Genomic DNA, 13,896 nt, shown 5'->3' on the forward strand with positions numbered 1-13,896 from the left:
AATCGGGAGACCGCCAATGGTCGCAGTAACGGATATTCGCCAGGTAGAAGGCTTGGGCGCAGTGAAGGTCATGGACCCGATCTGGGACAGCATGCGCGAGGAAGCACGCGCCGCTGCCGAGCACGACCCACTTCTTGCCGCCTTCCTCTATTCGACGATCATCAACCATCGTTCGCTGGAGGAATGCGTCATCTACCGCATCTGCGAACGCCTCGACCATCCGGACCTGCAGGCCATTCTGCTGCGGCAGACATTTGAAGAAATGCTGGCCGACTGGCCGGAATGGGGATCGATTCTGCGTGTCGATATCCAGGCCGTCTACGATCGCGATCCCGCCTGTCTGCGTTTTCTGGAGCCTGTCCTTTATTTCAAGGGCTTCCATGCACTGCAGACGCACCGTCTCGCGCATTGGCTCTATAATCGCGGCCGGCGTGATTTCGCGCTCTATCTGCAGAGCCGTTCCTCCAGTGTCTTCCAGACCGACATCAATCCGGCGGCACGCATCGGCAAGGGCATTTTCCTCGATCACGCGACCGGTCTCGTGGTGGGCGAAACGGCCGTGATCGGCGATAACGTCTCCATCCTGCATGGTGTGACGCTTGGCGGCACCGGCAAGGAGGGCAGCGACCGTCACCCGAAGATCGCCCATGGCGTCTTGATCGGCGCCGGAGCCAAGATTCTCGGCAATATCCAGATCGGCCATTGCTCGCGCATCGCCGCCGGTTCGGTCGTGCTGAAGGAAGTGCCCGCCAAGACGACGGTTGCCGGCGTTCCGGCCAAGGTGGTTGGAGAAGCAGGGTGTTCGGAACCCTCACGCTCGATGGACCAGCTGTTGGCCGAGCAATTGGTCGTGGATCAGATCATGGGCGCGGGAATCTAGGAAAATCCAGACTGACTTTCGGAGGCTTGCGCTGTCGCTGGGGACGTATGCGCGGTTCCGGTCTTTACACCGCCGCTTTTCCTATGCAAGAAGCGGCCAACCGAGATCCTCACGGAGAAGCATTGTGAAGCCTGAAGAAATCAAGAAACTCGACGCCTATTTCAAGCGCACGTTCAACCCGCAGATCGTGGTGAAGGCCCGTCCGCGCAAGAACGATTCCGCGGAAGTTTATCTCGGCGAAGAGTTTTTGGGCGTCGTCTATATCGACGACGAAGATGGCGACCGCTCCTATAATTTCTCGATGGCCATTCTGGACGTCGATCTCTAATTGCAACGATCCTGTATAGCGATCGAATATTCGGGCCGTATTTCATTGAGATACGGCCTTTTTCTTTGGCAATTGCCAATTTGATCATTCCGCTGCCGTTCTGATTTCTTGCAGCTTCTTCTCCCTCAATGCCAATATTTTAATCAAAGCCTATGGTTGCAGGGGTAAGGATATATATTAGGAAAAACAGAATGATGCAGCGCACTCATTGTTGTCGACACCCTGTTGTCACTCGAAATACAACCAAAAGGTGATATTGCGACGCACAAGACTACTTGACTAATTGTGCGTCGCATTTAACCTTTGACCTGTAAACCGGCCGCCGGCCGGCCAACAAGGGACGGAGAAGCATGTTCAATTTCGATGACGCGAACAAGAAGGGCAAGGAAGCCATGGACACGGCGCTGAAGAGCTATTCCGATGTCACCAAGAGCTTTCAGGCGATTGCTGCCGAAGCCGCTGAATATTCCAAGAAGTCTTTCCAAGATGGCGTTGCACACTTCGAAACACTCGCCGGCACCAAGAGCTTCGAAGCTGCCTTCGAACTGCAGAGCAGCTATGTGAAATCTTCCTATGAAAACTTCGTCGCCGAGGCCACCAAGCTTGGCGAAATGTATGCCGATCTCGCCAAGGTTGCCTACAAGCCTTACGAAGCGCCCGTCGCGGCTGCAACGAAGGCTGCCAGCAAGGCAGCGGCAACGGCGACTGCCGCTTAAACTTTCGCCGAAAGGCAAAAATTCCGGAAAGACCGGCTGCGCGACGCGTGGCCGGTCTTTTGCGTTTAGGCGCACCGAACCAGAGCAGAGGATATGCAGCGACTTTTTTCACCGCAGCCCGTTTTGTCAGCGAATTGTGATTGCAGTGTCCGGCAAGGGGCTTAAAATCACACCAATATGAACTAAGTTAGAGGTTCGGATATCCGGCCCGAGCAAGTGAAGACGCCAACCCAGTGCCAAGTCGGAATGCGATAGCTTCTGCCGGATGATTTGAGGAAAGAATGAAATGATCGCTGAGCCGATCCGGATGCAAAACAATGGCGAAAGGAACGGGGACAACGGAAATCGTGGGACCTCGGTCATTACACGTACCAAGCCCAAGACCAAAAAACCGAACCTGTACCGCGTGCTGCTTCTGAATGACGACTATACGCCCATGGACTTCGTGATCCACATCCTGGAGCGTTTCTTCCAAAAGGATCTAGAAGGTGCCACCCGTATCATGCTTCATGTCCACAACCACGGCGTGGGCGAGTGCGGGATATATACATATGAAGTAGCTGAAACGAAGGTGAGCCAGGTGATGGATTTTGCCCGGCAGCACCAGCATCCGCTGCAATGTGTTATGGAAAAGAAGTGAGGATCTGAACGTGCCAACATTTTCGCCTAGTCTTGAGAAGGCGCTGCACCAGGCACTGACTTACGCGAACGAGCGGCATCACGAGTATGCCACGCTGGAACATCTGCTTTTGGCGCTGGTAGACGACGCCGACGCCGCAGCTGTCATGGGCGCGTGCAATGTTGATCTCGACGCGCTCCGTAAGACTCTGACTGAATACGTCGACAATGAACTTTCAAACCTGATTACGGGCTATGACGAGGACTCCAAGCCGACCTCCGGCTTCCAGCGCGTCATCCAGCGCGCGGTGATCCATGTGCAGTCCTCCGGACGCGAGGAAGTGACGGGCGCCAACGTGCTCGTCGCGATTTTCGCGGAACGGGAAAGCCATGCCGCCTTCTTCCTGCAAGAGCAGGAAATGACCCGCTATGATGCGGTCAACTATATCTCTCACGGCATCGGCAAGCGCCCGGGTTCCTCCCAAACCCGCACGCCGCGCGGCGCCGAGGAAAGCGAATCCGAAAGCAAGCCGACCGCCCGTGGCGAGCAGGAGGAAGGCAATAGCAAGAAGCAGCAGGACGCGCTGAAGGCCTATTGCGTCAACCTCAACGAGAAGGCCAAGAACGGCAAGATCGATCCGTTGATCGGCCGCCATTCCGAGGTCAATCGTACCATCCAGGTGCTTTGCCGCCGCTCCAAGAACAACCCGCTCTACGTGGGTGATCCCGGCGTCGGCAAGACGGCGATCGCCGAAGGCCTTGCCAAGCGCATCGTCGAGGGCAAGGTTCCGGAAGCTCTGGCCGATGCCACGATCTTTTCGCTCGATATGGGCACGCTGCTGGCCGGCACCCGCTATCGCGGCGATTTCGAGGAACGCTTGAAGCAGGTCGTCAAGGAACTCGAGGAGTATCCGGGCGCCGTGCTGTTCATCGACGAGATCCACACCGTCATCGGTGCGGGCGCCACCTCGGGCGGCGCCATGGATGCGTCGAACCTTCTGAAGCCCGCTCTGTCCTCGGGTGCGATCCGCTGCATCGGTTCGACCACCTACAAGGAGTATCGCCAGTTCTTCGAAAAGGACCGGGCACTTGTGCGCCGCTTCCAGAAGATCGACGTCAACGAGCCGAGCATCGAGGATGCCATCGAAATCATGAAGGGCCTCAAGCCCTATTTCGAAGAGTATCACCACCTGCGCTACTCGAACGACGCCATCAAGTCGGCCGTCGAACTGTCGGCTCGGTACATTTCCGACCGCAAGCTGCCGGACAAGGCGATCGACGTCATCGACGAAACCGGTGCCGCGCAAATGCTGCTGCCGCCGTCAAAGCGCCGCAAGCTGATCACCGAACGCGAGATCGAGGTCACGATCGCGACGATGGCCCGTATTCCGCCGAAGACGGTCTCCAAGGACGACGAGATGGTTCTTGCCAATCTCGAACAGGAGCTGCGTTCGGTCGTCTACGGCCAGGACACGGCGATCGAGGCTCTGTCGACGGCAATCAAGCTGGCTCGTGCCGGCCTGCGCGAACCGAACAAGCCGATCGGCTGCTACATCTTCTCCGGCCCCACGGGCGTCGGCAAGACGGAAGTCGCCAAGCAGCTTGCGTCGTCGCTCGGCGTCGAACTGCTGCGCTTCGACATGTCGGAATATATGGAGCGTCACACGGTTTCCCGTCTGCTCGGCGCACCTCCCGGCTATGTCGGCTTCGATCAGGGCGGCCTGCTGACCGACGGTGTCGACCAGCATCCGCACAGCGTTGTCCTGCTCGACGAAATCGAGAAGGCGCATCCGGATATCTTCAATATCCTGCTGCAGGTCATGGACCATGGCGCATTGACCGACCACAATGGCAAGAAGATCGACTTCCGCAACGTCATCCTGATCATGACGACCAATGCGGGCGCATCGGAAATGGCCAAGGCTGCGATCGGCTTCGGCTCGGCCAAGCGTACTGGCGAGGATGAAGAGGCTCTGAACCGCCTGTTCACCCCGGAATTCCGCAACCGTCTGGATGCGACCATTCCGTTCGCGCCGCTGCCGACCGTCGTCATCCACAAGGTCGTTCAGAAGTTCATCATGCAGCTGGAGGCGCAGCTTTCCGAAAGGAACGTGACCTTCGACCTGCACGAGGACGCGATCGCATGGCTGTCCGAAAAGGGCTACGACGAAAAGATGGGCGCCCGTCCGCTGGCGCGCGTCATCCAGGAAAACATCAAGAAGCCGCTGGCGAACGAAATCCTCTTCGGCAAGCTGAAGAAGGGCGGCGTCGTCACCGTCACGGTCGGCACGAAGGAAGACGGCACCACGGGCATCGTGCTCGAATCCGTCTCCGAGACCGCTCCGATACGGCCGAAGCCGGAAGCTGAGGTCGGTGATGTGCCGGTCGAAGTGGAACAGGATGATGGCGACACCACCGTCAAGGCCAGAAGCCGCGTCGGCAAGGCCGGAGCGGCAGCTGATGCGCGCCGTTCGGCCAAGGTCGCTGCGGGCGGTGACAGCGATGAGCCGGAAGGCAAGTCGCCGCGCAAGGGCGGCGGCACGGTTCCGAAGGTTCCGCGCAAATAATCGCCGACTGGCTGCTTGAGAAAAATGAAACGGCTGCATTGGAAACAATGCAGCCGTTTTTATATGTTTATGACGGAAACTTCATAAACGACTCGAGGGATTGAGCGCATCAGCGCATCGCGTCGATGATCTTCTTGGCATTGTCAGCCAGCACCGCACCATCTTCCATCTTGCCCGAGTGTGGCTTCAGCGCGACGCCTTCGTGACGCGGAATGACGTGGAAATGCAGGTGAAACACGGTCTGGCCGGCAGCCGGTTCGTTGAACTGGGCGATGTAGACGCCATCGGCATCGAAGGCTTCCTGAACCGCGACGGCGACTTTCTGGACGACGGCAATCGCGTGCTGAAGTGCAGCCGGATCGGCGTCGAGGATATTGCGGGACGAGGACTTCGGCAGAACCAGCGTATGGCCCGGTGATTGCGGCATGACGTCCATGAAGGCGACCGTGTGCTCATCCTCATAGACGCGATGGGACGGGATCTCGCCCTTGAGGATCTTTGCGAAGATGTTGTTGCTGTCATAGGCCGGGCTGGTCATCCAGGGTCTCCTCGTCTTCCGTTTGTGATTGTTCTGAACGGCTGGAGCAATTCCGGGAAAAATCTATAGCGGTTTTCCGTCCGGAATTGCGTAAAAACAAAAAGATAGAGCGTTTTCTCGATTCGAGGAAAAGCGGAAAGGCTTTAGATATCCTGCCGTTCGCCTTTACGGAAGGGGCTGTGTTCGGTGAGGATTTCGCTCATCTCCTCCACCTGTTCCCGTTCGTGCTTCAGATAATCGGCAACCGCGCGTCGCAAGCCCTGATGGCCGATATAATGCGCAGAATGCGTGATGACGGGAAGATAGCCACGCGCCAGCTTATGCTCACCTTGGGCGCCGGCCTCCACCCGCTTCAATCCCTTGCTCAGCGCAAAATCGATCGCCTGATGATAGCACACCTCGAAATGCAGGAAGGGATGATCCTCGATGCAGCCCCAATGACGGCCGTAGAGCGTCTCGCCGCCGATGAAGTTGATGGCGCCCGCGATGTAGCGGCCCTCGCGCCTGGCCATGACGAGCAGGACGTCGTCGGACATGCGCTCGCCGATCAGCGAATAAAATTTTCGGGTGAGATAGGGGCGGCCCCATTTGCGGCTACCGGTATCCATGTAGAAGGCGAAGAACTGATCCCAGATGTTTTCGGTGAGATCGCTGCCGGTCAGCCAGTCGATGCTGATGCCGTGCTCCAGCGCCGCGCGCCGCTCTTTCTTCAATGCCTTGCGCTTGCGCGAGGCCAGCGTCTCCAGAAAGGCGTCGTGATCGGCATAGCCTTCATTGATGAAGTGAAACTGCTGGTCGGTGCGGTGCAGATAGCCGTCGCCTTCGAAGACCGAAGCTTCGTCTTCCGGCAGAAAGGTGATGTGCGCCGAGGAAACCCCGAGCTGGCGGGTGACTTCCTTCAGGCTTTCGGCAAGCGCCGGCTGCAGCGCGCTGCGGTCCTGTCCCTCGGTGACGAGCAGCCGCGGCCCAGTGGCGGGGGTGAAGGGAATGGAGCATTGCAGCTTCGGATAATAGCGGCCGCCGGCGCGCTCGAAAGCATCGGCCCAGCCATGGTCGAAGACATATTCGCCCTGGCTATGGCTCTTCAGATAGCCCGCGACGGCGCCGAGCAATTCGCCCCCATCGGTTTCCAGCAGCAGATGGTTGCCGAGCCAGCCCGTCTTGTCGCTCGCGGAACCGGACTCCTCAAGCGACGACAGGAAGGCGTGCGAGACAAAGGGGTTGTATGGCAGGACGCTGCCGGCCCTGGACGCCCCGGCCAGCTTGGACCAGCTCTCCGGGGCGATGTTCTTGAAGGATCGTTCGACTCGAATGGATAATTCGTCTGTCATCAAGGTCTTGCGCTAGGAAGGAAGGGAGGGCTCTCACCGCTGCGCCATGCATCCGATCGGACGCGCCGTAGGCGCAGCGATAATTTGGGTTTGCGTAAAGCCTCTCCTTCAGTCGATCCTGATTTACGAGACTATACGCGGGTCAAAACCTTCGAAGGTCATCTGGTCTGCATTGGCAAATGTATGTTTGCGGGCTGCTTCGTCGCGCACGGTCCAGGTGATGACCGGAATGCCGCGCTGGCGCTGCGCCGTGACAAATGGGTTCGGCAGGTGGCCGTAGAAGTACGAAATGAAGTCTAGCCCAAGATGCATGGCTTCGTCATGCTGAAAAAACGTCTCAGGCTTGTTTCCTTCGGCCGTAAGCCCGACCGGATAGGGTGCTTCCAGGCCTTTGAGGTCCTTGAGCAACCAATGATCGAAGCTCATCAGGGCCACATGCCCCTTGTAGCCTTCCAGCACTTCGAGCACGGATTCGGCAAATCCTTCGTCATCGCCCTCGCGTCCCTTGAGTTCCAGCACCAGCGGCACCTTGCCGTCACAGAGCCGCAGGAGCTGCTTCAACGTCGGGATCTTGTCCTTGGTGCCGCCGATCGACAGCAGTCCCAGCTCGGCCGAGGTGCGATCGCGCAACTGGCCGGGCAGATTGCAGACGCGCTGCAGATCGTCGTCATGGAAGACGACCGGAACGCCGTCCGAGGCGTAATGCAGGTCGCACTCTATGGCGAAACCCGCCTCGATGGCGCGGCTGAAGGCTGAGAGCGTATTCTCCCAAACCTCCTTGTTCATGTCATGATAGCCGCGGTGAGCGACGGGACGCTCGGTCAACCAGGCAAGCTTGCTCATCAGGCGATTTCCAGAATGGCATCGATTTCGACGGCGGCATTGAGCGGCAGGGCTGCCATGCCGACGGCGGCGCGGGCATGTTTGCCGGCTTCACCCAAGACGTTTGCCAGAAGATTGGAGGCACCGTTGATCACAAGGTGTTGTTCGACGAAATCCGGTGTCGAGGCAACGAAGCCGTTCAGCTTGATCAGGCGCTTGATGCGGCTGAGATCGCCGCCAAGGGCAGCCTTTGCCTGTGCGAGGATGTTGATAGCGCAGAGTTCAGCTGCGCGCTGGCCGCCGGCAACGTCGACATCCTTGCCGAGATGGCCCGTCACGCCGACCTTGCCATTTTCCATCGGCAATTGACCCGACAGATAGAGAAGATTGCCGCTGATGACATAGGGAACATAGTTGGCGGCAGGTGCCGCGGCCTGCGGCAGAACGATGCCGAGTTCCTTCAGGCGGCCCTCGATAGCGTCGGACATTTTCATCTCCCGTTTTGTTGTAAAAACTTCAAAAATCCGGCATCAAGACTAAATTCCGTCACTTAGGATCGGCAGCCTCGTTTCAGCCGAAAGCGTTCTTATAACATCGCATGCGAGTCCAACAGGAGATAATGAATGTTCCGCTCGAGTCTTGCTGCCGCCGTCGTTTCGGGGCTGGGCATTCTGTCACTTGGGACTTCGGCGGCCTATGCGGCCGGTCCGAGCGGGCTTATCGCACATCGCGCCGTCTACGATCTCGAGCTGAAGGATGCTTCCGATCGCTCGGGCATTTCCGGCATGGTCGGCCGCATGGTCTATGAGTTCGACGGTTCCGACTGCACCGGATTTACCACCAATTTCCGCTTCGTGACGAAGATCGACACCGGCGATTCCACCCGCGTCAGCGATCAGCAGACGACGACCTTCGAGGATCTCGGCAAGCGCCTGTTCCGCTTCGAGACCAAGTCCTACACCGACAACCAGCTCGACAAGGATGTGCGCGGTGCCGCGAGCGACGACCAGAAAGGCATCAAGGTCGATCTCACCCAGCCGCACAGCAAGCAGGTTCAGATCATCGAGAGCCGCTTCCCGACGGAGCATATGCTCGACATCATCCACAATGCGAAGCTCGGCAAGAACTTCTTCGAGGCGCAGGTCTTCGATGGTTCCGATGACGGCGACAAGCCGCTGATCGCGACCACCGTCGTCGGCAAGGAGCAGACGCCGGCCACGGATGATCCCGATGCCGACAAGGCCGGCGCTTTTGCCAAGACGCCTTTCTGGCCGGTGACTGTCGCCTATTTCAACGAGAAATCCACGGGCGATGCCACGCCGGTCTACCGCATGTCCTTCAAGCTCTATGAGAACGGCATAACGCGCGACCTCACCATGGATTATGGCGACTTCGTGCTGACCGGCAAGCTTACCAAACTCGAAGTTCTCGGTACCAAGGCGTGCCAATAGCTCTCGCGCGGCGTGCAAAATCCTTGTCATAAAACTGTGATTCAAGTTTCACTATTGTGTGGAATGATCGACACGCACAGGTAAGTGTAGCTTATCTATGCTTCGATCTGGAATTGTAGTGGGGCGCGCGGGGGCATCGTCTTGGGGGCGATTGGCATTTTTTGCGGTCGGCTCCCGAGTCTATGGACGAGAAAGCACGACCTATGAGCAATACCGATATCTCCACCGGTTCCAATAATACCTTGCCGGCTGTTGCAGCCGATCCTGCGGAAATCGCCCGCATCGGTGACAGCATCGATCTAACCGACCGTGCTGGCATTTCCGTCTATGGCGACCGCGCCCAGCAGGCCGTCTCCGACTATTCCGACCGTATCCTGCGCGAGGTGCGCAACCGCGATCTCGGCGAGGTCGGCAAGCTGTTGACCGATATCATCGTCAAATCGAAGAAACTCGATCCGGCCTCCCTGAAGGACGAGGGTTTCCTGTCCCGGATGTTCTCCTCGTTCAGGGCCAAGCTGGAGCGCTTCAAGGAACAGTTCGAGGATGTGGCCGGTCAGATCGACCGAATCGGGCTCGAGCTCGATCGGCACAAGGACGTTCTGCGCAGGGACATCGCCCTCCTGGACGATCTGCACGAAGAGACCAAGCTATCCATCGTGCACCTCGACGCTTATGTGCAGGCCGGCAAGGATTTCGCCGAGCGCTTTCGCGCGACCGAACTTCCACGCCTGAAGAGCACGGCCGACGCAGCCTCCACCGGTCCCGGCGGCGGCATGCTGGAGGCGCAGGTCTATCAGGACAGCCTGCAGGCTCTGGATCGACTCGAAAAGCGGGTTTTCTACCTGCAGCAAGCCCGTCAGCTCGGCATTCAGCAACTGCCGCAGATCCGCATCGTCCAGGCGGGAGACGAGACGCTGATCGAAAATCTTCAGGCGACATCTGCGCTGACGGTGCCGGCATGGAAGCAGAAGATGGTGATTCTGCTCGGCCTGACCCAGCAGAAGTCCGCGCTCGAACTGCAGAAGACCGTCACCGACGCCACCAACGACATGATCCGCCAGGCGTCGAAAATGATGAAGGATCAGGCGATTGCCATAGAGCAGCAATCGCAGCGCGGTATCGTCGATATCGACACGCTCGCCGCAGCCAATCGCGATCTCATCGACACCATCGGCGGCGTTCTGAAGGTGCAGGAGGATGGCCGCGCCAAGCGGGCCGAGGCTGAGCAGCGGATGCAGAAAATGACCATCGAGCTCAAGAAAGCAATGATCGAGGCGCGGTAATTCGCATGACAATCCGCACATTCGTTACCGGCCTGACGCTCGCGGCAGCTCTTGCGCTGAGCGGCTGCGACGTCGGCGGCCAGGGCCCGAAGTTCTCGATCGTTTCCGGCTCCGAAAACACTGTTCTTCAACCGATCGTCGAGGAATTCTGCAGGGAGAAGAAGGCGACCTGCAGCTTCACCTATGAGGGGACGCTGGATATCGGCCTGGCGCTCCAGAGCGAGCAGGGCGTCGAACAGGATGCCGTCTGGCCGGCGTCGGGCGTCTGGGTCGACATGTTCGATGCCAAGCGCCGCGTGAAGTCGCTGACGTCAGTTGCGCAGATGCCGGTCATTCTCGGCGTGCGCAAGTCCAAGGCCGAGGCGCTCGGCTGGGTCGGCAAGCCGGTCTATATGAAAGACATTCTGGCGGCGGTTAAGAACGGCTCGCTGAAGTTCCTCATGACGTCGGCGACGCAATCCAATTCCGGCGCCAGTGCCTATCTCGCCATGCTGTCGAGCGCGCTCGGCAACAAGCCGGTCATCGAGCCGGGCGATCTCGACAAGCCCGATGTCCAGGGTACGGTTCGATCCCTGCTTGCCGGCGTCGAGCGCTCGTCGGGCTCGTCGGGCTGGCTTGCGGATCTCTATACGGATTCCGCCGGCAAGGGCGTGCTCTACGACGCCATGTGGAATTACGAAGCGATCCTGAAGGAAACCAACGACAAGCTCGCCGGTATGGGCAAGGAACCGCTCTATGCGATCTATCCGGCCGATGGCGTGGTGGTTGCCGATTCGCCGATCGGCTTCGTCGACCACGGGCGAGGGCAGGAGGTCGAGACCTTCTTCAACCAGCTCGCCGACTATTTGCGGTCGGCCCCGGTGCAGACCCGTATCGCCGATACGGGCCGACGCATTCCCTTGTCCGATATCGCCGCCAAACCGGACCCGACATGGAATTTCGATCCGACCCGGATCGTGACCGCAATCCGCATGCCCGAGCCCGCCATGATCCGCCAGGCGCTGGATCTCTATCAGGTGGCGCTGCGCAAGCCTTCACTGACAGCGCTCTGCCTTGATTTTTCAGGCTCGATGGGAGGCAAGGGCGAAGAGCAGCTGCAAGCGGCCATGCAATTCCTGTTCAATCCGGATGAAACGGGCAAGGTGCTGGCGCAATGGACGCCGGCCGATCGCATCATGGTGATTCCCTTCGACGCCAATGTCCGCATGACCTTCGAGGGCACGGGAAATCCGGCTCAGCAGAAAATGCTGGTCGACAAGGTCTCTCGCCAGCGTGCCGGCGGCGGCACGGATATGTATGCCTGCGCGAGCCGGGCGCTTGACTGGATGAAGGGGACGCGGGATCTGTCATCCTACCTGCCGGCGATCGTCATCATGACCGACGGAAAATCCGATGACGCCAATGGCGATTTCATGAGCCGATGGGCGTCGGTCAGCCCGCATGTGCCGGTATTCGGCATCACCTTCGGCGATGCGGACAAGCGGCAGCTCGATGCCCTCGCGCAGGAAACTTCGGCGCGTGTCTTCGACGGCCGTGGCGATCTCGTCAGCGCATTCCGGGCGGTGCGCGGCTATAATTAGGACGATAATGCGCAACTGGTTCGGCAATGACTGGAATTGGATCGTGGCGGGGCTCGCCGCCGCGATCGTCGTTCCCGTGCTTAGCTTCCTTGCCGGCATGCCGATATGGATCGCGGCGATCATCGGTCTGTTGGTCTTCGTCGGCCTGATCTTCGTGCTCGCGCCCAAGCGCTTGTTCGAGGGGGTGGATGCGAAAACGATCGGCAGGGGGCGCCTGGATTTTGCCCGCGACCTGTTGAGCGCGGCTACTCCCGCAGCCCAGAGGCTCGAAGCGTCGGCGAACCAGATCGGCAGCAAGGAAACGGCAAAGCGGGTGCGGCATCTGGCGGAAATTGCCGCCGACGTTTTCACCAAGGTGGAGGCCAACCCGGAAAGTGCCGGCACGGTGAGGCGGTTTCTCAGCTATTACCTGCCGCGTGCCGCCGAGGTGGCGGAGGGATTTGCCACAATCGAGGCGAAACGCCAGCCGGATGTTGCGCGTCTGCAGGAGGTCGGTCTCGTTCTGACCAAACTGGAAGACGCTTTCGTACACTATTCCGATAGCCTGGTCGAAGACAGGCTCGATACGCTTGATACGGAGCTGCGCCTGATACAGGCCTCGCTCAAAGAGGATATAGGACGCTGATGGCCATTTCCCGCCGCGCTTTTGGAGTAGGGCTTCTTGCCGTCGGTGTCGCGGGAACGGGCGGCTATTTCGCCGTCAAGGACCGGCCGGAGCTGCAGGGATTGCTCGGCAACCGCACAAAGCTCTTCGGCTTCATCGGTGGCGAGAAGGAAGCATTCCTGGCCGACAGCAATGTGATTTCGGCGTTGCACAGCCACGGGCTCGAAATCAACAGCCGCGTCGCCGGCTCGGTGGAGATGGTGCGCGAACAGGCGCTCCTGTCGCAGAATCCGGCCTTCCTCTGGCCCTCCTCGTCGATCATGGTCGATATCGCCCGGCAGGGCGGCATCAAGATCCGCAACGACCGCGTCATCCTCAATACGCCCGTTGTCGTCTATTCCTGGCAGCCAGTCGTCGATGGATTGACCAAGGCGGGGCTCGTCACCACGACAACGGAAGGGCAGCACCAGCTCGATCTCAAGGCGCTGCTGGATGCCGTGCTTGCCGGGACGAATTGGTCGAAGCTCGGCGTCAATTCGCTCTACGGCCAAGCCAGAATCGTCTCGACGGACCCCAACCGTTCCAACTCCGGTTTCATGTTTTCCGGCCTCGTGCTCAGCCTCCTGAACGGCAACGTGGCCAGCGCTGACGCTCTCAGCCAGTTCGGAGACAAGGCACAGACCATCTTCCGCAACATGGGTTTCAAGTCGTCATCGTCGGGCAAGCTCTTTGAGCAATATCTCGCCGGCGGCATCGGCGGCGAACCGATGATCGTCGGTTACGAAAACCAGCTCGTGGAATGGATACTTGCCGATCCGAAGCGCTGGCAGCGGATACAGGCCGGAAACGGCGCCAAACCCGTCGTCCTCTATCCGCATCCGACTATCTATTCGGCGCATCCGCTGATTGCCATCGACGAGCAGGTCGATCGCATGATCGAGGCTCTCATCAGTCCGCGATTGCAGGAGCTCGCCTGGACCAAGCACGGCTTCCGTGGACCTCTGGGCACAGCGACAGGTGATGCCGACAGCGCGATTGCTGGTCTGCTGCCGGCTGAAATCGATGCCGTATTGCCGATGCCGGACGCCAATGTCATGCTGGCGCTGCTCGATAAACTCGCCAGCTGAGGGCAGGGCGCGTTATTTTTCGATCCAAAAGCCTTGCATTCCAAGCGAATC

At 59.1% G+C, this 13,896-nt stretch carries 14 protein-coding genes; 10 read left to right on the forward strand and 4 right to left on the reverse strand.

Annotated elements, in window-relative coordinates:
* Nucleotides 1-16 precede the first annotated feature (16 nt).
* The 5 genes from cysE to clpA all read left to right on the forward strand — a co-directional run bounded on the left by cysE (nt 17) and on the right by clpA (nt 5,109).
* Complete coding sequence (gene cysE, locus ACIQWP_RS22790) at nt 17-880, forward strand: serine O-acetyltransferase (protein ID WP_402792541.1); 864 nt, start codon at nt 17-19, stop codon at nt 878-880.
* Nucleotides 881-1,004: 124 nt separating this feature from the next.
* Nucleotides 1,005-1,208, forward strand: coding sequence for a DUF3126 family protein (locus tag ACIQWP_RS22795; RefSeq protein ID WP_047633271.1), 204 nt, complete (start codon nt 1,005-1,007; stop codon nt 1,206-1,208).
* Between the two features lie 350 nt (nt 1,209-1,558).
* Nucleotides 1,559-1,924, forward strand: a complete 366-nt coding sequence (locus tag ACIQWP_RS22800; protein ID WP_402792545.1) for a phasin family protein — start codon at nt 1,559-1,561, stop codon at nt 1,922-1,924.
* Between the two features lie 286 nt (nt 1,925-2,210).
* On the forward strand, nt 2,211-2,564 hold the full coding sequence (gene clpS / locus ACIQWP_RS22805) for an ATP-dependent Clp protease adapter ClpS (RefSeq protein ID WP_402792547.1): 354 nt from the start codon (nt 2,211-2,213) through the stop codon (nt 2,562-2,564).
* Between the two features lie 10 nt (nt 2,565-2,574).
* Complete coding sequence (gene clpA / locus ACIQWP_RS22810; protein WP_402792550.1) at nt 2,575-5,109, forward strand: ATP-dependent Clp protease ATP-binding subunit ClpA; 2,535 nt, start codon at nt 2,575-2,577, stop codon at nt 5,107-5,109.
* Nucleotides 5,110-5,218: 109 nt separating this feature from the next.
* On the opposite strand, the gene ACIQWP_RS22815 is transcribed toward clpA, so the two are convergent.
* The 4 genes from ACIQWP_RS22815 to ACIQWP_RS22830 form a co-directional block, all read right to left on the reverse strand.
* Nucleotides 5,219-5,647 (reverse strand): HIT family protein, encoded by a 429-nt coding sequence (locus tag ACIQWP_RS22815; RefSeq protein WP_402792552.1) that lies wholly within the window; start codon nt 5,645-5,647, stop codon nt 5,219-5,221.
* Between the two features lie 143 nt (nt 5,648-5,790).
* A complete protein-coding gene (locus ACIQWP_RS22820) occupies nt 5,791-6,978 on the reverse strand; it encodes a GNAT family N-acetyltransferase (protein WP_402792555.1) in 1,188 nt (395 codons plus the stop codon).
* A 123-nt stretch (nt 6,979-7,101) separates the two neighbouring features.
* Nucleotides 7,102-7,821, reverse strand: coding sequence for a glycerophosphodiester phosphodiesterase (locus ACIQWP_RS22825; protein WP_402792558.1), 720 nt, complete (start codon nt 7,819-7,821; stop codon nt 7,102-7,104).
* On the reverse strand, nt 7,821-8,288 hold the full coding sequence (locus tag ACIQWP_RS22830; RefSeq protein ID WP_402792561.1) for a RidA family protein: 468 nt from the start codon (nt 8,286-8,288) through the stop codon (nt 7,821-7,823). The genes ACIQWP_RS22825 and ACIQWP_RS22830 overlap by 1 nt, the downstream gene beginning before the upstream one ends.
* A gap of 135 nt (nt 8,289-8,423) precedes the next feature.
* On the opposite strand from ACIQWP_RS22830, the gene ACIQWP_RS22835 reads away from it, so the two are divergent.
* The 5 genes from ACIQWP_RS22835 to ACIQWP_RS22855 all read left to right on the forward strand — a co-directional run bounded on the left by ACIQWP_RS22835 (nt 8,424) and on the right by ACIQWP_RS22855 (nt 13,845).
* Entirely contained in the window at nt 8,424-9,251 is an 828-nt protein-coding gene (locus ACIQWP_RS22835) for a cell envelope integrity EipB family protein (RefSeq protein ID WP_402792564.1), read from the forward strand.
* A 203-nt stretch (nt 9,252-9,454) separates the two neighbouring features.
* On the forward strand, nt 9,455-10,534 hold the full coding sequence (locus ACIQWP_RS22840; protein WP_402792566.1) for a toxic anion resistance protein: 1,080 nt from the start codon (nt 9,455-9,457) through the stop codon (nt 10,532-10,534).
* A gap of 5 nt (nt 10,535-10,539) precedes the next feature.
* Nucleotides 10,540-12,114, forward strand: coding sequence for a substrate-binding domain-containing protein (locus ACIQWP_RS22845; protein ID WP_402792569.1), 1,575 nt, complete (start codon nt 10,540-10,542; stop codon nt 12,112-12,114).
* A gap of 7 nt (nt 12,115-12,121) precedes the next feature.
* Nucleotides 12,122-12,739 carry a 5-bromo-4-chloroindolyl phosphate hydrolysis family protein gene (locus ACIQWP_RS22850; RefSeq protein ID WP_402792572.1) on the forward strand — a complete coding sequence of 206 codons (618 nt, stop codon included), beginning with the start codon at nt 12,122-12,124 and terminating at the stop codon, nt 12,737-12,739.
* Nucleotides 12,739-13,845 (forward strand): hypothetical protein, encoded by a 1,107-nt coding sequence (locus tag ACIQWP_RS22855; RefSeq protein WP_402792575.1) that lies wholly within the window; start codon nt 12,739-12,741, stop codon nt 13,843-13,845. The genes ACIQWP_RS22850 and ACIQWP_RS22855 overlap by 1 nt, the downstream gene beginning before the upstream one ends.
* Nucleotides 13,846-13,896: the final 51 nt, after the last annotated feature.

This window comes from Rhizobium sp. NPDC090279 (genome assembly GCF_044769665.1).
Taxonomy (GTDB): domain Bacteria; phylum Pseudomonadota; class Alphaproteobacteria; order Rhizobiales; family Rhizobiaceae; genus Rhizobium.